The 21,295-nt window shown below is 39.4% G+C and carries 14 protein-coding genes and 2 pseudogenes; all 16 read right to left on the bottom strand.

Annotated elements, in window-relative coordinates:
- Positions 1-9: 9 nt before the first annotated feature.
- A complete protein-coding gene (locus AC1EKL_RS02395; RefSeq protein ID WP_480188450.1) occupies positions 10-414 on the bottom strand; it encodes a hypothetical protein in 405 nt (134 codons plus the stop codon).
- Complete coding sequence (locus tag AC1EKL_RS02390; protein WP_480188451.1) at positions 395-1,882, bottom strand: BglG family transcription antiterminator; 1,488 nt, start codon at positions 1,880-1,882, stop codon at positions 395-397. The genes AC1EKL_RS02395 and AC1EKL_RS02390 overlap by 20 nt, the downstream gene beginning before the upstream one ends.
- A 393-nt stretch (positions 1,883-2,275) precedes the next feature.
- Positions 2,276-3,526, bottom strand: coding sequence for a tyrosine--tRNA ligase (gene tyrS / locus AC1EKL_RS02385; protein WP_480188452.1), 1,251 nt, complete (start codon positions 3,524-3,526; stop codon positions 2,276-2,278).
- 19 nt (positions 3,527-3,545) lie between these two features.
- Positions 3,546-4,936, bottom strand: a pseudogene (nhaC, locus tag AC1EKL_RS02380) (Na+/H+ antiporter NhaC).
- A 35-nt stretch (positions 4,937-4,971) separates the two neighbouring features.
- Entirely contained in the window at positions 4,972-6,366 is a 1,395-nt protein-coding gene (gene tyrP, locus AC1EKL_RS02375) for a tyrosine-tyramine antiporter (protein ID WP_480189960.1), read from the bottom strand.
- Between the two features lie 86 nt (positions 6,367-6,452).
- Positions 6,453-8,303 carry a tyrosine decarboxylase gene (gene tdc / locus AC1EKL_RS02370; protein WP_480190190.1) on the bottom strand — a complete coding sequence of 617 codons (1,851 nt, stop codon included), beginning with the start codon at positions 8,301-8,303 and terminating at the stop codon, positions 6,453-6,455.
- Positions 8,304-8,723: 420 nt separating this feature from the next.
- Positions 8,724-10,697 (bottom strand): transketolase, encoded by a 1,974-nt coding sequence (gene tkt / locus AC1EKL_RS02365; RefSeq protein WP_480188455.1) that lies wholly within the window; start codon positions 10,695-10,697, stop codon positions 8,724-8,726.
- Positions 10,698-10,995: 298 nt separating this feature from the next.
- Positions 10,996-12,096, bottom strand: a complete 1,101-nt coding sequence (locus AC1EKL_RS02360; RefSeq protein ID WP_480188456.1) for an ATP-binding protein — start codon at positions 12,094-12,096, stop codon at positions 10,996-10,998.
- 136 nt (positions 12,097-12,232) lie between these two features.
- Complete coding sequence (locus AC1EKL_RS02355) at positions 12,233-13,573, bottom strand: FAD-dependent oxidoreductase (protein WP_480189961.1); 1,341 nt, start codon at positions 13,571-13,573, stop codon at positions 12,233-12,235.
- A 174-nt stretch (positions 13,574-13,747) separates the two neighbouring features.
- A complete protein-coding gene (locus tag AC1EKL_RS02350; protein WP_480188458.1) occupies positions 13,748-14,155 on the bottom strand; it encodes a VOC family protein in 408 nt (135 codons plus the stop codon).
- A 22-nt stretch (positions 14,156-14,177) separates the two neighbouring features.
- Positions 14,178-14,916 (bottom strand): annotated as a pseudogene (locus AC1EKL_RS02345) (DUF6198 family protein).
- 222 nt (positions 14,917-15,138) lie between these two features.
- A complete protein-coding gene (locus tag AC1EKL_RS02340; protein ID WP_480190189.1) occupies positions 15,139-17,538 on the bottom strand; it encodes a phosphoketolase family protein in 2,400 nt (799 codons plus the stop codon).
- A gap of 244 nt (positions 17,539-17,782) precedes the next feature.
- Positions 17,783-18,460, bottom strand: coding sequence for an HAD family hydrolase (locus tag AC1EKL_RS02335; RefSeq protein WP_480188461.1), 678 nt, complete (start codon positions 18,458-18,460; stop codon positions 17,783-17,785).
- 45 nt (positions 18,461-18,505) lie between these two features.
- Positions 18,506-19,183: an ATP-binding protein gene (locus AC1EKL_RS02330; RefSeq protein ID WP_480188462.1), complete on the bottom strand. Its 678-nt coding sequence runs from the start codon at positions 19,181-19,183 to the stop codon at positions 18,506-18,508.
- Positions 19,156-19,707 carry an ATP-binding protein gene (locus AC1EKL_RS02325; RefSeq protein ID WP_480188463.1) on the bottom strand — a complete coding sequence of 184 codons (552 nt, stop codon included), beginning with the start codon at positions 19,705-19,707 and terminating at the stop codon, positions 19,156-19,158. The genes AC1EKL_RS02330 and AC1EKL_RS02325 overlap by 28 nt, the downstream gene beginning before the upstream one ends.
- A gap of 79 nt (positions 19,708-19,786) precedes the next feature.
- Positions 19,787-21,226, bottom strand: coding sequence for a C69 family dipeptidase (locus AC1EKL_RS02320; protein WP_480188464.1), 1,440 nt, complete (start codon positions 21,224-21,226; stop codon positions 19,787-19,789).
- Positions 21,227-21,295 lie beyond the last annotated feature (69 nt).

The raw sequence follows: 21,295 nt of genomic DNA, 5'->3' as shown, positions 1-21,295 counted from the left end.
GTCTCTCTCCTATCCAACTCTTAGTAAATCCATTAATTGTTGATAAGACAACTTTGGATTTTGAAGGGCATTCATAACCGATTCATCAGTTAAACAATCAACTGATGATGATATCGATGAATCCTTTGGGCGTGAAAAAATGTAAATACCAGTGGTTATATCATTACTTTTGCCATACTTAATTGGTTTATCTACCTGGCTTATTATCAGCCAGCTTTTCGGCAATTTATTACTTACAACGTGTGGCATAATTACGTGTTCGTCAACTTGAATACTACCTAACCGATCACGTTCTTGTAGTTGTACCAATAAATTTGCACTAAGTTCATCCGAAAGCATCAGTTTTTGAATTATTAATTTTCGCCAATCAGAATACTTCTTAACGTCCATTAATTTAATTAACATTATGTTCATCAAGATACCTACTCAATCTATTTCGATCTTGCATATTAAACATTGCGCTTGATAAAATCACTTGCTCACTGTTTCTTGGATTAACTGGAATAGTTGAAACAATTAAATCAACATTAGCGTATTGAGAATAATGACTTTCATAGTCACTTTTTGAGACAATACCAACTAAATCTAGTTCAGGAAAGTTTCTGTGAATTTTTGCATACAACAATTTAGAAGTGCCAACACCACTTGCACACATCACTAAAACTCGCTTATTTAAACTGGTTTCCTCAAAATATTTGGCAAAATATAACGTTAAAAAGCCAATCTCATCATCACTAATTTTCCATGAAAGCAATCCATCATTATTCGCCTGTCGACTTAATCGCTTCAAACAATCGAATAACTTTTGATACTCTGATTTAATGTCATCCAATAATTTATTAGCAATTACAATGCGATTCTTTAGGCGATTGAACATTGGTCTAATATGACTAATTAAATCGCCTTTCAATGCTTTAACCTTTGGATCATGAATGCTAAGCTGAAAGCCATTAATATAATAGTCTGCTAACTTACTTGCATCTGAAGATACCTCATCATCAATCGCAAAGTCGTGATTATATCGCATCGAAATTAAATATTCTAATAAATAATAGCTTTCAATTTCAGGAATATCTCGATGAATATAATCAGCTGTATTCTGAATAACATCATTACTGATTTTCCAGAATTTAGCATTTTCTTTACGCAATTGAAGACACTTATCTGCAAAATCGCTTTGTTGATTATCCTTAACAACTTTGCCATTTCGAAATCGTTTAATTAACACATACAAGTGTGAAAAAATATTAACATTGTACGGATAAGGAATTGTAGTTCCTAATGACTTCTGAATCCAATCGATTTGAGTAGTTAGAAATGAATTGTCATAATTACTCAAATCTTCAAACTCACTAGCAAAATCATTAATACTTTCAGTATTCATCGCCTTGCTCTGAACCAATGCACTATTAATTGCTCGTCGAATTTGCTGTTCTTCTCCTTTAACAGCCACATAATTATTATGACGTTGAATGTTAAGGTTGTATTTATGTAGTAAATTATTAATTGCTAATAAATCCTGACGAATTAATTCTGCACTAACATAATACTTCTCATAAACATCATTAATATTAACTGCTAAAGGTGCATTGAATAGTAATGATGTAACCACTTCGTTACGCCGTTCGATTGGTGACTTAACAACCAGATTTTGTTCTTCATGGAAATGTCCATTTAGTTTAAGATATTGGTCATAATCAAGAATATACCCCTTTCCCCTTTCAGATTTAATCAATGGGAAGTGATATTTCTGATTAATCTCGGTAATAGATCGGTAAATAGTTTTTGGTGAAACTCCAATAATTTGTGCTAACTCTTTCGACGTGACAAATCGATCATACTTAGCTAATGTACTGACAATTTTATCACTGCTCTTAGTCATCATCCTCCCTCCTTATTTTTAGTCTAACAGGTTATTAAAATAATGATGATAAATAAGTGTCCAATGTAATGGCCATTGTTGTGAACACGTCCACAATAATACCATATAAAACTATTAATTATTTAACCAATTAGCTTTTATATGTTTATATAATGCTTGTAATTAAAAAACTCAGTGTGAAATTTCTTCACACTGAGCTAAAATATTCAGTTCACCCTATGATTTACTTTAACGATTAATTTGCAGAAAATTTATTTATTGCGCTCTTTTAAATTTTCCAAAGGTAGTTAGATCCCTGCTTCTCGTAGGAGATGGATTTATTCCAACAGATAAAACAGTAAGCAAATCATCAATATAATCAGCAATTGTTCCCACCCACTATGAAAGGAATATTTATCTCACAACTTTCGCAAGAAAGTAATTACGCTTACCTTTTCTGGCTACAACATATTTACCATCAAAATGTTTTCTTGGATCAACAATAAAATCTTCATCATTAACTTTTTGACCGTTAATCGTAATTGCACCATTATTAACATCCTCACGAGCCTGGCGTTTAGATGATTCAATTTCTGTTTGAACAAGCCAGTCAATCACATTAACAGGATCTACATTAATTTCAACTGAAGGAACCTTTTCAAAAGCTTGTTTAAGTTCATCTACAGAAAGATCTTGGATGTCTCCATTAAATAGAAGATACGAAATTCTCTCTGCTTGTTTCATAGCTTCTTCGCCATGAACAAACTTTGTAACTTCTTCAGCTAGTCGTCGTTGCGCTTCTCGCTTTTGAGGTTCTAACTTAACTTTTTCAGCTAAATCATCGATTTCTTGGTGACTCAGGAAAGTAAAGTACTTTAAATACTTCACAACATCTCGATCATCTTGATTAAACCAGAATTGGTAGAACTCAAAAGGTGATGTTTTATTAGCATCTAGCCATACCGCTCCACCAGCAGACTTGCCAAATTTAGTACCATCTGCTTTTAGCATGAGAGGAATTGTTAAACCAAATACTTTTTCATTTGGCTTTTTGCTATGAATAAGGTCGACCCCGTTGGTCAAATTACCCCATTGATCTGCGCCACCAATTTGTAATTGGATATGGTCCACATCATTAAGGTATAAAAAGTCGACCGATTGTAAAATTTGGTAACTAAATTCAGTAAATGAAATTCCATTTTTCAAACGACTAGCAACCGCTTCTTTGGCCAGCATAGTGTTAACATTAAATGACTTTCCATAATCACGAAGAAAATCAATTAAACTGATTTTGCTAAGCCAATCATAATTATCAACAATTTTGAAATTTTCCGTACCAAATATCTTAATCATTTGCCTGGTAAGAGCTTCTTTATTATGTTGAACCTGATCAGAGGTTTGTAATTGGCGTTCTGTTTTACGTCCAGATGGGTCGCCAATAAATCCTGTTCCCCCACCAATAAGAATATACGGATGATGGCCAGCTAATTGGAATCGCTTTAACATGATAAATGGAATCAAGTGCCCGACGTGAAGCGAATCACCTGTTGGGTCAGTCCCACAATATAAAGAAATCTTTTTGGAATTTAATAACTCACGTAGCCCATTCAAGTCAGTACATTGATTAATGGCGCCACGCCACTTCAAATCTTCTAAAATATCCATACAAAATCACCTCACTGATCTATCTACTTACTACTCTTTTTCTATGTCCTAAAATAAATCCAACAATGATTGTTAAAACCGGTACTGTAATCGGGAAGAATGAGTACGGAATATATTTAAATGGGCTAATTTGTAAAGTACCCGAAATAAAGACTCCGCTAACACTCCATGGAATGATTGAGTTAACAGCTGCACCAGCCACTTATTTAACACACGAGTTAAATAAGTGGCTGGAAGATGCATTTTTTCAAATGACTTCTTAAAACTTTTTCCTGGCAGGATAACAGACAGATACTGCTCACCAACAAGAAAATTAACGCCAAAACAAGTGATTGCGGTTGCCAACACTAATCTGCCTACACTATTAACAAACTTTTCCATTCCATCAATAAGTGCACCAATTACATTAAATTTGATTAATAAACCACCCAATGCTAAGGCAAATATTATCAATGCAAGGGAACTAAGCATGCTACTAATTCCACCCTTGGATAATAATTCATTCATTGACTTACTACCGGTATGTGCAACATATCCATTCATAATGTAATTTGCTAAAGTATTTAGCTTAATTGGATTGTGTAGCCAACCGATTATTACAGCAAAGAATGACCCAAATGCTAAAGAAGGAACTGCTGGTACCTTAAGCCAAGCCATTACAAGTAATAACAACACTGGTAAAACAGTCCACCATGAAATCCAAAAGCCATGTTGCAGCTCACTAGTCATCACATCAATAGTTTTAAGGCTAGCGTTGCTATGGCCCATTCCCATAATTGAAAATAAAATCAGCGAAATGATCCACGCTGGAACATCCGTCCATAACAACGATTTAATGTGATCATATAAATCAATTTCACCTACACCGGCTGCTAAATTAGTTGTTCCTGATAGTGGAGAAGTATTAGCCCCAAAAAATGCTCCAGAAACGATTGCTCCAGCAATTAATCCGGGATTAATTTTGAGGGCAACACCGATCCCCATGAAGGCGATCCCCATTGTTGAGACAGTTGTGAATGAACTTCCACAAGTTAACCCAACTAATGAACAAACTATAAAGACAGTCGGAAGAAAGAATTTCACCGATATAATCTTGAAACCAAAGTACATAATTGTGGGAATTGTGCTGGAATAAATCCAGGTCGCAATTAGCACACCAATCATTAAAAAGATCACTAACGGTATTACTCCAGGTTTGATTCCTTCTTCAATTCCAGACATAACATTGTCCCAGCCAAATCCTCTAATAAATCCATATAACATTAGGACTATCACTGAAACTAATAGCGGGACCTGCGGTGACTGAGATTTAAAAATAATCAAATACCCTAAAATAATGAGGATACAAATAACAACTAGTAAACTTTCTAAAATACCAACATGCGGTTTTTCTCGTTCCTTTTTAGCCATAAGGGTCACTCCTAGTAATTAATTAATACACAAAATTATTTTTGACTTGCTTCATAAGCTTGGGCATCTTTCAGCCATTGGTCATTCTTGTGTGAATTAATAATAAGAGGAATGACAGTTAATAAGATGGTAATAATTGCCATGATAATCGCGTTCATAGCTCCGGCAGTTGCCAAAGTTACAATAGCAATAGCAAAAATACCAAAGATAAAGAATACAGTCCAAACCCATGCAACACCGTTGCCATTCTTACCAACACGGTAAGGACGGGCAAGGTCTGGCTTTGTGTAACGTAAACGAATAAATGCAATTGCAATTAAGAAGTAAATTACACAGTACAGTAATGTCGTCGTGTTGGTTAATAACAAGAAGACATTATTAATATCTGGCATTGCGTACATCAAAGCAAAAATTGTGATACAAGTTGATTGCGTCAAAATAACATTTCGAGCAACACCAATGTTGTTGTGCTTGAAGAAGCCCCACTTTGATGGAACTAATCCTTCACGAGCAACTTGAATCATTGTTTGTGATGGACCAGTAACCCAACCTGACAATTGCAAGAAGACACCAACAGCCGCTAATAAACTAAAGACATTAGCAATCCATGTTGGCCATCCTAATACCTTACAGAATAAAAGCACTGGTTGAGTAATGTTAGTTAATTCTGTTGTACCCTTTGGAACAACGTTAGCAACACAGAAGGCGTTCAAAATATTTAAAACAACCATAGCAACTAAAGCAAATACAACACCACGTACAAAGTCATGCGTTGCATCCTTCATCCGAGGGACGTAAACACCTAAGGTTTCAATCCCAGTAAAAATGAATGAAATAGCAGCTACATATTTGAAGGTGCTTACATCTGGCAACAACTTGTGAGCTGTGAATGTTCCCAATACGCTGTGTGCATCAATTCCAGTCTTAATAGCTGCAGCAACACCCATAATGATCATTACTGCAAATGGAATGTAAACACCAAAGTTTCCGGCAAACTTTACCATGTCGAACTTCAGGTTCAAAATCGTAATAATCCAATAAATCACAATGATACATCCTAAGGTAAACCAGTGATTTTGACCCAAAGCAACATTACCAACAGTATTACCAAGTAGAGGCCCTAAGGTTGATGCAACCATAACCATTCCTGGGAAAATTTGTACCCAAAGTAACCAAGCTGTGGTAAATCCCCATTTAGGATTTAAACCAGTCCGAACCCACAATTGTGGACCACCAGCATCTTGCAGCATGGCAGAAAATTCACCAGACATTAAGGAAACTGGTAACGCAAAGAAGATGACGGCAAATGCCATGTAAAAGAACATTTGCCAACTTGCGGCAGCTAACGTTGGAACACTACGGACGGTCGCAATCATGGCCATTCCGATACCAACGAATGTGCCTAAGCTAATTTTCGTGTTTTCACTCATTGTTTTATCCTTTCACAAATAAACAGGACAAAGCCCAGCGAGTCATGCTCCCTGAGCTTTAACCTTATTCACTTTTTCAGAAATAATTAACCTAAAATAGCAGTTAATTTTTCTTCCATTGCTTTCTTGATCTTGTCAGCATAACTTTCAAAGTTGTCACGATCATAAAGGAATGGAGTTAATACACAGGCACGTAAAATACCAACTGTTTGAACCTTGTTCCATTCATCTTCAGAGAATCCAAGACTCTTAACATATGGAACTGGACTATCACCATATCCATCAGTTGCAAAGTCGGTGTGTGACGTAATGAAATCATTGTTATATACAGGGCCGCCGACAAATGATGCCTTTTGATAGCACTTCAAGTTCAAATCATTCATCTTAGCCAAATCAGTGTTGCCCTTGATGTTGAATGTCCAATCAACCATGTTAAAGTCTGGTTGAGTCAATGGGTTTACTTCAACTTCTGTACCGTTAATGTTGAAGTGTAAGTTCTTCAAGAATTCGTAGTAACGGTTAGCAGCTTCAATTGAGCGACCAATTAACTTACCATAACCAGAAACATTCAAAGGCATAATCCGATGTGCAGTCCAAACAGCTGCTGCTGTTGCACCAGCCTTGGACCCTTCAAGGATGTATGGAGTTAAGGTTGCTGGAGCACCTGAACGCTTGTCGTAAACATAAACTGGGAAGTATCCAATAATGTCACGCATATCCTTATGACGAATTGCAATTCCACCGGCAGCATATGGAACATATCCCATCTTGTGAGGGTCAACAGTAATTGATTGTGCTTCTGGGAATGCCTTATATGCGTTGTAAACTTCCTTTGAGATGTATTCATTATCTTCTTGGAAGACACCATACTTTTGATGGACTTCCTTCAAATCTTCATATGGAATGAAGTTGTTATCTTCATCTAAGAAGAGCGAACGAGCATATGAGCCATAAGCGGCATCAACATGAAGATAGAAGTAAATACCTTCCTTTTGAAGCTTGTCACGTAGAGCAACAACCTTATCAACTGGGTCAATTTGACCTTCTTCAGTTGAACCAACAACAGCTACTACACCAAGAATTGGAGTATGGTCTTTAGCAAGATCACGAATAATCTTTTCAAGAGCATCAACATCTAGACGGTAGTGTTCATCAACTGGGCAAGAAACAACGTTGGCAAGACCAACGCCGGTAACATCGGCAGCTTTCATCCAGCTGTAGTGCTTAGTTTGTGGAACAATCCACTTACCTAACTTATCCATGTTGTGTCCAGCACGAGCAGAGTGAGCCTTAATGTCAGAAGCAGTCTTTGGATCAGTGCTGTTAAGTAAATCCAAAACTTCTTCAGCAGACATGTTCATTAATTCCCAATCACTCTTACCAGAAACTAATTCTGGCTTAATTTCCTTCATTGCTAATGGCAGGCTCTTCATGTTACGTGCGTACCATAAGCCTTCCATGTTAGCTAATGAACCATCAGCTGAGATGTGACCCCAACCTTCTTTGAAACCATTTAATTTAGCGAAGTCTTGGCCAACTTCTTCTTCCATTTGAGAAGTACCTGGTGATGATTCATAAGCAACGTTGTTACCGTTCCAAAGCATTGCATAAGTATATGCAAGAATTGATGGCATCAACGTTTCTGAGTTCATATGACCAAAGTACCGTGGTGAATGCCAAGGAACTGAATTGGAACGAAGACGAACTGATAATTCATCAAGAACACTTTGCATACGTTCGTTTGTCTTTTGGAACGATTCACTGTTCTTATCGCTCTCAGTAATCAATGGCTTGTCTTGTGGCATATAATTCAAACGCCAACCCATGTGAGCATTGACAAGCTTATTCATAGTGGACTTGAAGATATCAGCATTTTCTGATTTATCACCAATGAAAAGTGCGTCTAGATTCAAACCAGTGTGCTCTTTTTCAGTCATAAAAATAGCCTCCAATTTGACTTTTTATATTTTTAGTTGATCAACTATCTTTATGTTATAACGTTTTTTTTTTGCCAATGCCGTTACGGCAACGTTTCATTATAATTAAATTATGATTAGATTAATTTATTTTTGATATGTATGGCTATTATAATAGTTTTACTAGTATTAAAAACCTTGTTCAATATTTAGTTATTAATGCTCTCTATATCCAGAAAACGTTTTCTTAATTATTTAAAATGTGTATATTATGTCTTTTCATTTTTCGATTTAAATGATGAAAAATATATAATCGATCAAATTCTATCTATTAATTAGCCCCCAGTACATGTTACTGGGGGCTAATTAATAGACCTGTCTTATATAAACTAAAAAAGCCTTGCCATACAAGCAAGACCTTCTTTCACTATTCAATTACCATTATGCCTTCACGGGCGTTAAATTGAGTTTGTTTAAAATTTGATCGACGCTAAAGCCAAAGTGTTTCATGACTTCAGCACCATTACCACTGGCACCAAAAGTATCAATTCCGCAGACTTGCCCCTCAAGGCCGACAAACTCATACCAGCTTTGACTGGCTCCCATTTCAATTGCCACCCGCTTAGTCACTTCTGGTGGTAGAACACTATCCCGATAACCTTGTGGTTGTTCTTTAAAAAGATCCATACATGGTATCGACACGACCCGTGCTTGATAGCCCATTTTAGCTAATCGTTCTTGGACAGCCATCGCCAAGTGAACCTCTGAACCGGACGCCATTAAAATCATTTCTGGCACCCCATCCTTCGCATCGCGCAGAATATATCCACCACGATCAACCAGTGCGCCGACCGTTTCGTCCATCACTGGCAGCTTCTGGCGACTAGTTACCAACACCGTTGGCCGATCCGTCGTATTCGCAATCACTTGCCAGCTGGCGACCATTTCGTTTGCATCCGCCGGCCGAATCACATTCACGTTCGGCATTGCTCGGTAACTTGCCAACTGTTCGATCGGTTCATGGGTTGGACCATCTTCACCTACTGCAATGGAATCATGCGAACCCACAAAAATGCTTGGTAAATGCATGAGGGCAGCTGACCGAATGGCTGAGCGCATGTAATCCGTGAACGTGAAGAATGTACTGCAGATAGCCCGGTTACCACCGTGTAAATTCATTCCGTTAGTGGCAGCTGCCATTCCAAACTCACGAACCCCAAAGTAAACATTCCGTCCTGCAGGATTATCCGCTGCAAAGCGTTCCGTTGCCTTTAAATTGGTTTTCGTGGATGAAGATAAGTCCGCAGAACCCGTCCAAAGCTGTGGATTTTTATCCGCTAGTTCTTCTAGGATTTCCGCACAGACATTCCGTGTAGCAACTTCATCGCCCACGTGATACTTCGTTTGCAAGCCTTCCGTATCTAAGTAGCTACTATACAACTGCCGATATTCATTTGGGTATGCCTTTTGATATTCGGCCATCATCGTTTGCCATTGTTGGTACCGTGACAGTTTGCCATCTACTGCCCGATCAAATTGGTCATAAACGGCATTGTCAAATACAAATGGCGCCTCTGACCAATGGTAGTAACTCCGCAATTGTTGAATTTGATCATCAGTTAGGGCGGCCCCATGAATCTTATTCGTGCCTGCTTCTTTGGTCCCAATCCCAATCGTGGTCTTAACCTCGATTAATGAAGGTTTAGCAGAACGCTGCGCATTTTGCAAAGCATCTTGAATGGCTAATAAATCATCATCACCATTTTGAACCACTTGGTAATCCCAACCAGCTGCTTCAAAACGCTGACGAACGTTTTCGTGAGTACTATAACTAAGCGGTCCATCCAGTGATACATCATTTGAATCGTATAACACGATTAATTTATTCAATTGGTGTTGACCTGCAATGTTGATGGATTCTTCGCTCAGGCCTTCCATCAAATCACCATCGCCCAATAATGTATAGGTATAGTGATCAATCACTGAATAACCGGGCCGATTGTAAAGTGCTGCCAAATGTTTCTCGGCCATCGCCATCCCAACTGCCATTCCAATTCCTTGTGAAAGCGGACCAGTGGTGGCATCCACTCCCGGAGTCACTCCATATTCCGGATGGCCAGGAGTACGTGAACCTAATTGCCGAAAATCTTTTAAGTCCTGAATGGTTAGCCCAAAGTGGTTAAAATATAACACACTATAAAGCAGCGCCGAAGCGTGACCAGACGAAAGTACAAACCGATCCCGATTCATCCATTGCGGATCTTCTGGATTAAAGCTCATCACCTTTTCATATAGGGTATACATCATCGGCGCCGCATCCAACGCCACACCCGGGTGCCCACTTTGGGCCCGATGGATCATGTCTGAACTCAGCATCCGTAATGCATTTACTGCTGTCATATCTTGATTATTCATAAACAATTTCACCTCATCGCGCTGTACGCGCGTTATTTGTGTGGATTGATTAATTAAAGGTATAGTTTATTTTTATCAAAATATTTAAAATTGGTATTTCGTTGATTCTTACTATTAATTAAGAAAACATGATTGGTGTTTCTGAATTGGTATACTTTAATCAACGTGTTAGATACTATACCAATTCCTGGATAAATGCAAATTATTTTTAAAAAAGTTTAACGATCAACTAGTAAGGCCCTCGCGGAACAGAGTTCACAAGGGCCTGATTGTTCATAAAAATTTTCTCGAAGAATAGCTATCCCATTACCAGGTACTGGCCATCATCCAAAACGAATTCTTTAAAGAGCGGCAGAGCAAATTTTACCTTTCCATACCCAGCGGGCCGAATGACTTGGCTGTCAATCAGCCGGCGCCGATACATACCAATATAGCCAGATGGCTTGTTCATTTTCTTACCTAAATAGGTGGTGGAGACGGGATATTCAGGAGCTTTGGCAATCGCTAATACCATTTGTTGATCGACCGGTGATAGTTCTTCTAACATCTTACTATAAGAGTTTCTGCTTAATTGAGCTTGATACTCCGGAAAAACATCATCAATGGTCTGATTTGTAATCCGTTCATCAGGCGATTGCCAGATCAAGTAGCCCAATAATTGAAATGCATACGCATAACCATCAGCAAGCTGTGCTGCTCGACGAATTACTGTCGGGTTAATTTGTGGATCCCGCTTTTGAAATTCCTTCTGATACTGAGCTCGTATATCATAAAAATCCAGTGGTGAAAGGTTGACCCGTCCGCTCCTCAATAAGAAAGTGAGGACATGGTTGTTTTGAAGCTCTTGAACGTTTTTTGGCAAACCAGTCATAATCATTGAAATCGGCAAGTCCTGACTGATCATAACTTGATAAACCGAAGCTAATTCAACCATTCCCGGTACATCTTGCGCTTCATCAATCATCACCAAAACGTACTGATGATGTTCCCGCATAATCGTCAACATTTGATTTAAAAGATACTGGTAATTAGCCGTTGTTTCTTGAGTCACGTTAAATTTAAAACCAACGCCTCCAACATTAACCTCAATCCCCGAAATTTGATTAAACATTTTTTTCAACTTACCAGTAGTTTGCTGATAAAGCATTTCTGTAAGCCGTGCAACCATCCGCTCACCGATAATTAAATGCACTACAATCCAATCGGGGTCTTGATCGATCTGTCGACCTACTTCGTTCATAAAAACGGTCTTACCAATTCCCCGCGCACCATAGATCAATGTCGTTCGATACGGGGTGTCCAGGTCTTTGATATCACTAACTAATCGGTTCAAGAGCTTTGTTCGATCTAATAGAACCGTTGGCTGCATTCCAAAGCTCGGATTAAATGGGTTTTTCATTTGTGGCGTCCTCCGTTTTATATTTCTTTATATCTTAAGCTTCATTTTATATCTCTTTATATCTTAATTCAAATTTTATATCTCTTTATATCTTCAAATAAAAAAAGACTTTGGCTTCTGCCAAAGTCTTTTTACATTATTTCGTTGCCTTTGCCACCGCTTGCTGTCCCAATAAGTTCACAAAGTTAAATGGGCGATCAAAGTTGGGTTGGAAAAGCATATCAACCATTGCCATAAAGTTAATCGTATTGTGGTTTTGAATCATCACTGACACCGTGTTAGCATACATCGAAATATCTAGATTGCTCATAAATTGCGCTCCCAGAATCCGATTATTGCTCCGGTCCCAGACAACCGTCCCCATAATTTTCTCTTCATTAGGCATAAATTCTGGTCGATAGTTATCCTCAAAGGTTACCGCATCCGCATCAAAGCCGGCTTCTTTAGCGTCTGCCAGTGTTAATCCAGTCGCTGCCATTGAACGACCATATAGTTCAATCCCAGAGGTGGATTGAGTTCCCATATAAGTCATTGCGTTACCGAAAAGATTGGTTGCCGCAATTGTTCCTTGCCGAATGGCATTCGTTGCTAATGGCACGTAGGATTCAGTATCAGTCGGATTGAAATGAACCGCGACTGAATCACCGGCACCATAGACATCTGGATCAGACGTTTGCATATAAGCATTGGTCTTGATGGAGCCATCCTCATTAAAGTCTAGTTGTCCTTTAAAGAGGTCTGTATTCGGCCGGAAACCAATGCATAAGATGGCCATATCAGCTTCATAGCTTCCAGTATTGGTTTTGACAATCACACCATCATCGGTGTCTTCGAAGGCAGTTGCCCGTTGGTCGAACGCAAAATGAACACCATGGTTTTCAAAATCTTTGGTCGCACGGTCAGTATACTCTTGATCATAGTATTTGCTGAGTAAGCGATCGTTCGTGTCCACCAACGTCACTTGTTTGCCTTGTTTACTATATGCCTCCACTAGTTCAACACCAATGTAGCCGCCTCCAATGACAACGACCCGTTTGGCATCCTTAGCAACCTCAAATAATTTTTTGGCGTGATTATAGTTTTTGCATAGGTAAACATGATCACAATTAATTCCTGGTAAGTCTGGAATTACCGGCCAGGAACCGGTCGTCACAACTAACTTATCATAGTGATCAGTGCTTTCTTCACCCGTCAATAGATCTTTTATCTGGAGCGATTTTGCTTCGAGATCAACACTCGTTACCTCATGTTGCATCCGAACAGTTGCACCTAATTGACTAAGCGCTTCTGGACTGGAATAAAACATGTCATCAATGTTTTGGGCAACGCCACCTAGATAAGTTGCAATCCCACAAGAAAGAAATGAAACATTATCATTCTTTTCGTAAATCGTTACCTCAGTATCTGGATGCTGAGACAGAATCTGGCTGGCCGTAATCGTTCCAGCGTGCGTACAACCAATAATTACAACTTTCATAATTCGTTCTCCTTAATCGTATGATAATAAATTATCTTGTTGTCACGCATTATTATATCAGCGTTCTTTGAAAAGGAAAGAGTTTTGTGAAAAAATATACAAGTAGTTTTTATTTTATCAGTTGATATAAACAAGCAATAAAAAAGCTGGGGATCTCCCCCAGCCGCAAATCGATTATTTCACAATTTCACAGAATTCAATGGTTTCTGCATTTGGTCCTTCGATGTTGAAGAACTTAATTCCCTTATCCCAGAAATCAAGGTGTTGAACTTCGTCATCCTTCAGTTTGAACCCTTCCGCCTTAGTTGCTTTAAAAGCGGCGTCTGCATCTTTAGTGTTCAAAGAAATATGGTTGATTGCACCGGTCTTACGAACTGCACCGTCGCCAGTCCAGATTTCCAAAGTAAGGTGGTTGTATTGCATAAATACGACTTCGTTACCCTGATCGTCGGTATCAAATTCACCAAGCTTCTTGAAGCCGAGCTTCTCCCAGAACGCTACGGTTGCTTTTAAATCATCCGTTGGCATCCCGATATGTTGTAAATCGTCGAAGTATCCAGCTAAACTCTTGTTAAAAGCCATTTTAAAATCCTCCTATTTATACCTAGTTACCAATATCCAATGCTTGGTGCTTCAGCTTTGGGAAAATATGGTGGTCTGCCCAACCAGTAATTGCACCTTGGAAAGCCAACGCAAACAAGGTCCCTAAACCAAAGTTGTAAATTCCACCTTGCATAATCGCTGCAATAATCGCCATGACTGTCGGTGGAATGTATGACATCCACATTGAAATTGAGGCATTCCCATGACAGTACCGGAAACGAATAATCTGATACAAATCATCAGCTGGATGAAGGACCAAGTTAACCCGTTGGTAAATGGAAATCGCCGTCCCAATGAATGCAACTCCTAAAAAGTTAATGAAAACGTAGAGGACCACCATTGGTAAGGTAGTGGCATCCGGCATAATCCGGTTAAAAATATCTGAGAACCATTGAATAAAAATCGAAAATGGCAACATAAAGATAAAATTGCCCCCAATTCTTCTCCAGTCCCACTTATGCATTAAAATTGCGTTCAATACTGACGTCAGCATCCCTAAGACCATGAAGGCCCAGAACAGCGTCATTGAATTATTACCTAAAACGGCAATCCCCAGGTTGTTTTCGGCGGCAGTCCAGTATGCTGATCCCAAGAAATGTGGGTGAACATGTGAACTAGTCACCAATGTTAAAACGTTCCCCATTGAATTAATCACAATCGAGAACGCAAAAAAACGCCCAGCTGGCCGTCAAAGAGATTGTTCGCGCTTGAACTTTCCCTTGAACAGGTACTTCATCCATAAATTAACTCCCTCTCTTCATCTTATGAATGTGCTTACAGGCTATTAATTTACTCCCTGTGCAACCGATTGTCAAACGTTTCACAATTTTTTCTGCGTTCTTTTCCAGATTTTTTGAGGATGCTACTGGAGGTTCATTTTCATAAATTTTCTGGCAAATAAAAAAGGAGTTGAGAAAATCTCAACTCCTTTTAGATTTAAAACGCGTAACGTTTAGTAGTTATTACTTCAAAGTCTTCCATACCCAGTTTTCAACTTCTGGAAGATCCTTACCTTCGTCACGAATGTATTGGTTGTGCTTTGCAACCATGTCATCCATCTTTTGAGCGAAGGAAGCAGCCTTTTGTTCGTAACCCTTAACATTCAGGATAGCATCCTTAGCTAAGTGGAAACGATCAAGTTCGTTTAATACACGCATGTCAAATGGTGTTGTGATGTCACCATTTTCACGGTAGCAGTGAACGTGAAGGTTGTGGTTGTGACGTGGGAAGAAGAGTGATTGAATCATGTCTTCGAAACCGTGCCATGCAAAGATTACAGGAGCATCAGTAGTGAAGTAACGGTCAAATTCTTTATCAGTCAATCCTTCAGGGTTCTTTTCGATTGGCATCAACTTCATAATGTCAACAACATTGATGTAACGAATCTTCAATTCTGGGAAGTTTTCGTGAAGAATGCTAATAGCAGCCAATGATTCTTCAGTTGGTTCAGTACCAGCAGAAGCAAAGACAACATCAGGATCAGCATCTTGGTCAGTAGAAGCCCAGTCAACGTAGCCAAGACCGTTCTTAGCAATTTCAGTAGCTTCGTCAATGGAGAACCATTGTGCACGTGGGTGCTTGGAAGTTACGAAGATGTTGATGCATTCACGGTTACGGAATGCAACATCAGAAATGGCCATCAATTCGTTAGTATCAGCTGGAAGGTATTCATTAACTAAGTCAGGACGTGCCTTTTCGTACATGTGAGTCAACAGACCTGGATCTTGGTGAGTGTAACCGTTGTGGTCTTGTTGGAAGACAGTTGAAGTGTCAACAAAGTTCAGTGCTGGGTAGTCATGACGCCAGTACATTTCCTTAGCCTTCCGTAACCACTTCATGTGTTGAGTCAGCATGGAGTCAACAACCCGACCAAATGATTCGTAAGTTGCGAAGAAACCATGACGACCAGTCAGGGTGTAACCTTCAAGCCAACCTTCAGCTTGGTGTTCTGAAAGTTGTGAGTCGATCATCCGACCTGCGTCGTTCATGTTTTCATCGTTTGGTTCATGGATGTCTTCCATCCATTGACGCTTTTGACCGTCAAGGATTGCGTAAAGACGGTTAGACTTAGATTCGTCAGGACCAAATCCACGGAAGTTGTTAGGGTTCAATTCAGCAACCTTGTTCAGGTACTTACCCCATTCGATCATGTCTTGCTTAACAACAGAACCTGGAGTCTTAACATCAACGGCAAAGTCACGGTAATCTGGGAGAACTAATGGCTTAGGATCAATTCCACCGTTAGTGATTGGGTTCATTGCCATCCGCTTGTCACCTTCAGGAGTAGTCATCGTAACTGCTTCTACAGGGTGACCATTTTCATCAAATAATTCTTCAGGCTTGTAGGACTTCATCCAGTCAACAAGCATGTCCTTGTGTTCCATATCATCTTGTGATACCGGAATAGGAATTTGGTGAGCACGGAATGAGTTTTCGATTGGGTTACCATCAAGATCCTTCTTAGGACCAGTCCAACCCTTAGGAACACGGAAGATGATCATTGGCCATTGTGGCAGTGAGTCATCGTTGTTTTCACGAGCGTTCTTTTGGATAGCCTTGATTTCTTCAATGGCCCTGTCCATAACCTTAGCCATTTCTTCGTGGACTTCCATGTGTGGCTTCAAACCATCAAATTCGCCATCAGTGTAAGCTGATACGAAGTATGGCTTCCAGCCCATTCCTTCGAAGTACTTAGTAAGTTCTTCGTTGGTCACCCGAGAAACAATGGTTGGGTTAGAAATCTTGAAACCGTTGATTTGAAGGATTGGTAATACAGCACCATCCTTGATTGGGTTGATGAACTTGTCTGAGAACCATGAAGCAGCCAATGGGCCAGTTTCAGCTTCCCCGTCACCAATTTCAACAGCAGCGATAACGTCTGGGTTATCTAAGATTGCACCAACACCGTGTGAAAGTGAGTAACCTAATTCCCCACCTTCGTGGATGGAACCTGGAGTTTCAGGGGCAGCGTGTGAAGCAGTACCACCTGGGAATGAGAAGTGCTTGAACAGCTTAGCCATACCCTTAACATCTTGAGTGTAGTCAGGGTAAATTTCAGTGTATGAACCATCCAAGTATGAGTTGTTAACCATAACTTGGCCACCGTGACCGGAACCTTCAATGTAGAACATGTCCAGGTCGTACTTCTTGATGACACGGTTCAAGTGTGCATAAATGAAGTTTTGAGGAACAATCGTACCCCAGTGACCAATTGGCTTAGGCTTAACATCCTTAGCCTCTAATTCACGACGTAACAGTGGGTTGTGCATTAAGAACAGTGTACCAACTGAAAGGTAGTTAGCAGCACGCCAGTAAGCATCAACATTTTCCAAGTATTGCTTGGAATCGTAATCTACTGTCATTGTAATATAACACTCCTTCTATAAAGAAATAACTACGTATTCGACTAAAGTAACGCATCGTAAATCTATTCAATTTACGGCTTTAATGATAAAGCATTTTGGCGAAAAGTCAACCTTTTTAGAAATTGATACGGTCCAATTTTCAAGGGCGGCTTTTACCGTCATATCAACATTTGAAAGTTCATCTTCACTTTTTAGACATAAAAAGGATGCGGAATTTTAACAATTCCCCACCCGAATTTATCTAATCTTGTCCCAATGAAATCAATTTCGTTGGCGCATCAATTAAGTACGTTGGCTTTTCACGTTTTAGACTGTCAATATCAAACGCATCCCAGGTTACCCCACATGTATGCACCCCAGCAGCCTTACCCATCTGCAGATCATAGCGAGCATCACCGATCATCATACAATCATCTTTTTGCAATTGATATTTCTCGATAAGCAGCAAAATTCCATCTGGTGCTGGTTTGTAATGATCAACCTGATCACAACCAACCACATCTTTAAAGTAGTGACGAATGTTCAGATTATTTAAATTCCGATCCACAGCATCCGTTCGCTTACTGGATACAATAAATAAGTTCTTGTGCCGTTGAGTAAGCTGATCAAGCATCTCCTGAATTCCCGGATAAAGCTTGGTCGATGCCAATTCATAATCACTATAGACTTCCCGAAACCGCGCCACAAGCTTAGTCACTTGGTCAGTGGTCAAAGTTTCCTTTGCCATTTGAGGGAAGGAGACTTCGGCAGGAATTCCCATTGCGTCTAAGATCTCATCAGTCGTTGGCACCGTTAATCCATTATCTTGGAAGGCTTGTTTAGTCGCCTTCACTGATGCATCACCAGAACTGGCCAACGTTTTATCAAAATCAAAAAAGTAATTTAAAATCATGGTTTTCTCCTTTTCAAAGTCAGCCACAGTCAATCTTCTTTTGCAAACTTATTTTAGCATTAAATTGGCCAGTTATTTACCATTAAAGTTAGTTAAAAAATCAATTAGATGGATAACCGGAATTCCATCAATTTCGCCGACATCATTCCAAGAATTGGTAATTAATATCTTTCGATAGCCTGTTGCCAGATGCAATAAGTTATCCGTTTCCCGTTTACTATTTTCTGGAATATGATCCGTAACTTGTAAATAGACCGTTTCATTGTTATTAACCACCACGAAATCAATCTCTTTATTATCATATTTTCCGACAAACACTTCATAACCTTCACTCAGTAATTTCAAAAATACCAAGTTTTCAATCATGGCCCTGCGGTTAGTCCCCTGACGTCTTAGCTGAGAGCGTACAAAACCTAAATCAACCACATAGTATTTTCCTTGTCCACGCAAATATTCCTTTCCCCGAATGTCGTACCGTGGCACCTTATAAAACAAGTAAGCTTCTTCAAGCAGTTTTAAATATCCTTCAATCGTATTATTGCTAATTTTCAGCCCGCTTGAACGCAAAGTATTGGCAATTCGATTAACATTTACTAACTGACCAATATTGCTCAGCAAAAATAATGTAATTCGTTCTAAAGCTTCCGGATTTTTGATTGTTGCCCGTTGAGTTACATCACGAAGCAAGATACTATTAAAAATCCCCTTTAAGACATCATTTTTTAACTGATTATCCGTTTGTAAAACCACTGCTGGAAACCACCATACTCCAAGTAATCATTAAAATGTTTCTCTGCTGAATCAGAATAGACTTTAAAATTTAAATATTCATTCAAGGTCAGTGGCTGAACTTTAATTTCAACATATCGTCCTGTCAAATAGGTTGCTAATTCCCCCGACAAAATTGACGCATTGGAACCCGTAATATAAATATCTGAATCATACGCCACCCGTAATCCGTTAATTAATTTTTGCCATTGACTGACTTCTTGAATTTCATCAAATAAGAAATAGACTTTTTTATTGCTATTTACTTTTTCCTTCAAATATTGATATAGCTTATCAAAGCTCAAAATATTAAAGTATTCTGGATTTTCAAAGTTTAGATAAATAATTTGTTCAGGCTCAACACCGTGTTTTAATAGTTCGTCTTTAATCATTAATAAAAGATAACTCTTGCCAGAACGACGAACCCCAGTAATGATTTTAATAAACTCAGTATTAATCATTGGTAGTATTTTTTTCATGTACAAAGGTCGTTGAATGATTTTCATAATTTTCCTCCAGATTTTCTCCATACTGAAAAATCGCGACAGGAGATTTCCTGTCGCGATTTTAAATTAGATTTGGTAATTATAGGTTTGGATCCATGTCAAAGGTCAACTTGGACATTTCAACACCCTTGGTCATTAATTCGGCCATCAAGGTCTTGGTCCGCTGATGAACTTCATCTAACATGCCCTTGGTCCGGTCATTCAGATAAGCAGTGGCTTCCTTATCAGACAACCCATCCAGCTTATCCGTATTTTCAGCAACCCAACTGTGGAAGTATTGCCGAATGCTCTTCAAGTAGTCCAAGTCAGGCTTTGCAAATTCTGACATGTGGGATTCCACAATCATGGAAAGTTGACGGAATAACCAGTACGTACTATCGGAATCTAAGTCCATCTTCATTGGCGTATTCCGCAGTCGCGCATCATTATCATCCACTTCTGCAAAGAATGGCATGTATGGTGAGAATGAAGGAATTCCACCAAACGTCATCCACATAATTGCTGATGCAGCTTCCGGAACGTTTGGCCGAATTTGCATAATGTGTGAGTTTTGCGTCCGGTTCAATGAAATTGGCCGGTATAGCAACTTTTGTTGTGGCGTACCCATGTGCCCCATTGGATCATATGGCGTGTTGTCATAGTGAGAACTCAAGTACTTTTCTAGATCTTCAACCGTAAACTTGTGTTGAGCCTTCATGATAAATGGCAGGTCAAAGTCTTCTGGATCCATCTTCTTGTCTGGGCTAAACAGGAAGTGACCGTACCATTGCCGTGGCGTGTTGTAATGCAGGTCAAAGACATCCGCCGTCCCAAAGATGTGCCGGAAGTTCCATTCGTCAATATCTGGATTCAAGTGGTTCTTCTCAACGAATTCTTGAATGCCATCTGACCACATAAAGTTATCTGGATCGTTGAAGTCAACGTCTTGAATAGCTGCCCGGTTCCCGGTTACGGCATAGCAATCGTCTGGAATCCGTTGAGCAACCCAGTGATGACCCGTGGCAATTTCCATGTACCAAATATTGTCCTTATCAGAGAAGATTACACCATTACCTTCAGCAGAACCATACTTAGCAACTAACTTACCGAGGTATTCAACCCCTTCACGAGCACTATTGATAAATGGCAAAACCATTGCCATCATGGCATCCTCGTTAATCCCTGATTCAGTGTTCATTGGGTCAGCAGCCAGTACCCGTTCATTAGCATAGAAGCTTTCAGTCGCGGACATTGCAATGTTCTTTTCGTTAAAGCCGTTTTCATCAAAGGTACCTTCCTTCTTCAAATCAACGTTTGGTACCCCTTGGTAACGATAACCATCTGCTGGACGATCACCGACGAACTTGTTCAAATATGCATGAACTTGGTTCGGATTGTCATGGTAGGCAGGATAAACAACAAACCGTTGTGGCGTGATTGCTGCTGGTGTATCGTCATTCCGCCCAGCAAGTGTCGAACCGTCAACCGTTGCGTTCTTCCCAACCAAGATGGTTGTACATGCAGTAAGCTTTTTTCTCATGGATAAATCCCTTCTTTATTTAATTCAAAAATATAACTGGTCTCTTTAATTTTAGTCCTGAACAAAAAA

It is taken from the genome of Limosilactobacillus sp. C0001E2 (genome assembly GCF_056590915.1).
Note: the sequence above shows the minus strand (reverse complement) of the source record. Positions and strands in the feature narration are given on the sequence as shown.

Bases quoted from the DNA above. Each gene is read 5' to 3' on its own strand.
- AC1EKL_RS02390 (WP_480188451.1), bottom strand. From the start codon at position 1,882: ATGACTAAGAGCAGTGATAAAATTGTCAGTACATTAGCTAAGTATGAT.
- tyrS (WP_480188452.1), bottom strand. From the start codon at position 3,526: ATGGATATTTTAGAAGATTTGAAGTGGCGTGGCGCCATTAATCAATGT.
- AC1EKL_RS02360 (WP_480188456.1), bottom strand. From the start codon at position 12,096: ATGAAAAACCCATTTAATCCGAGCTTTGGAATGCAGCCAACGGTTCTA.
- AC1EKL_RS02395 (WP_480188450.1), bottom strand. From the start codon at position 414: ATGAACATAATGTTAATTAAATTAATGGACGTTAAGAAGTATTCTGAT.
- AC1EKL_RS02340 (WP_480190189.1), bottom strand. From the start codon at position 17,538: ATGACAGTAGATTACGATTCCAAGCAATACTTGGAAAATGTTGATGCT.
- AC1EKL_RS02325 (WP_480188463.1), bottom strand. From the start codon at position 19,707: ATGAAAATCATTCAACGACCTTTGTACATGAAAAAAATACTACCAATG.
- AC1EKL_RS02355 (WP_480189961.1), bottom strand. From the start codon at position 13,573: ATGAAAGTTGTAATTATTGGTTGTACGCACGCTGGAACGATTACGGCC.
- tyrP (WP_480189960.1), bottom strand. From the start codon at position 6,366: ATGAGTGAAAACACGAAAATTAGCTTAGGCACATTCGTTGGTATCGGA.
- tdc (WP_480190190.1), bottom strand. From the start codon at position 8,303: ATGACTGAAAAAGAGCACACTGGTTTGAATCTAGACGCACTTTTCATT.
- AC1EKL_RS02320 (WP_480188464.1), bottom strand. From the start codon at position 21,226: ATGAGAAAAAAGCTTACTGCATGTACAACCATCTTGGTTGGGAAGAAC.
- AC1EKL_RS02350 (WP_480188458.1), bottom strand. From the start codon at position 14,155: ATGGCTTTTAACAAGAGTTTAGCTGGATACTTCGACGATTTACAACAT.
- tkt (WP_480188455.1), bottom strand. From the start codon at position 10,697: ATGAATAATCAAGATATGACAGCAGTAAATGCATTACGGATGCTGAGT.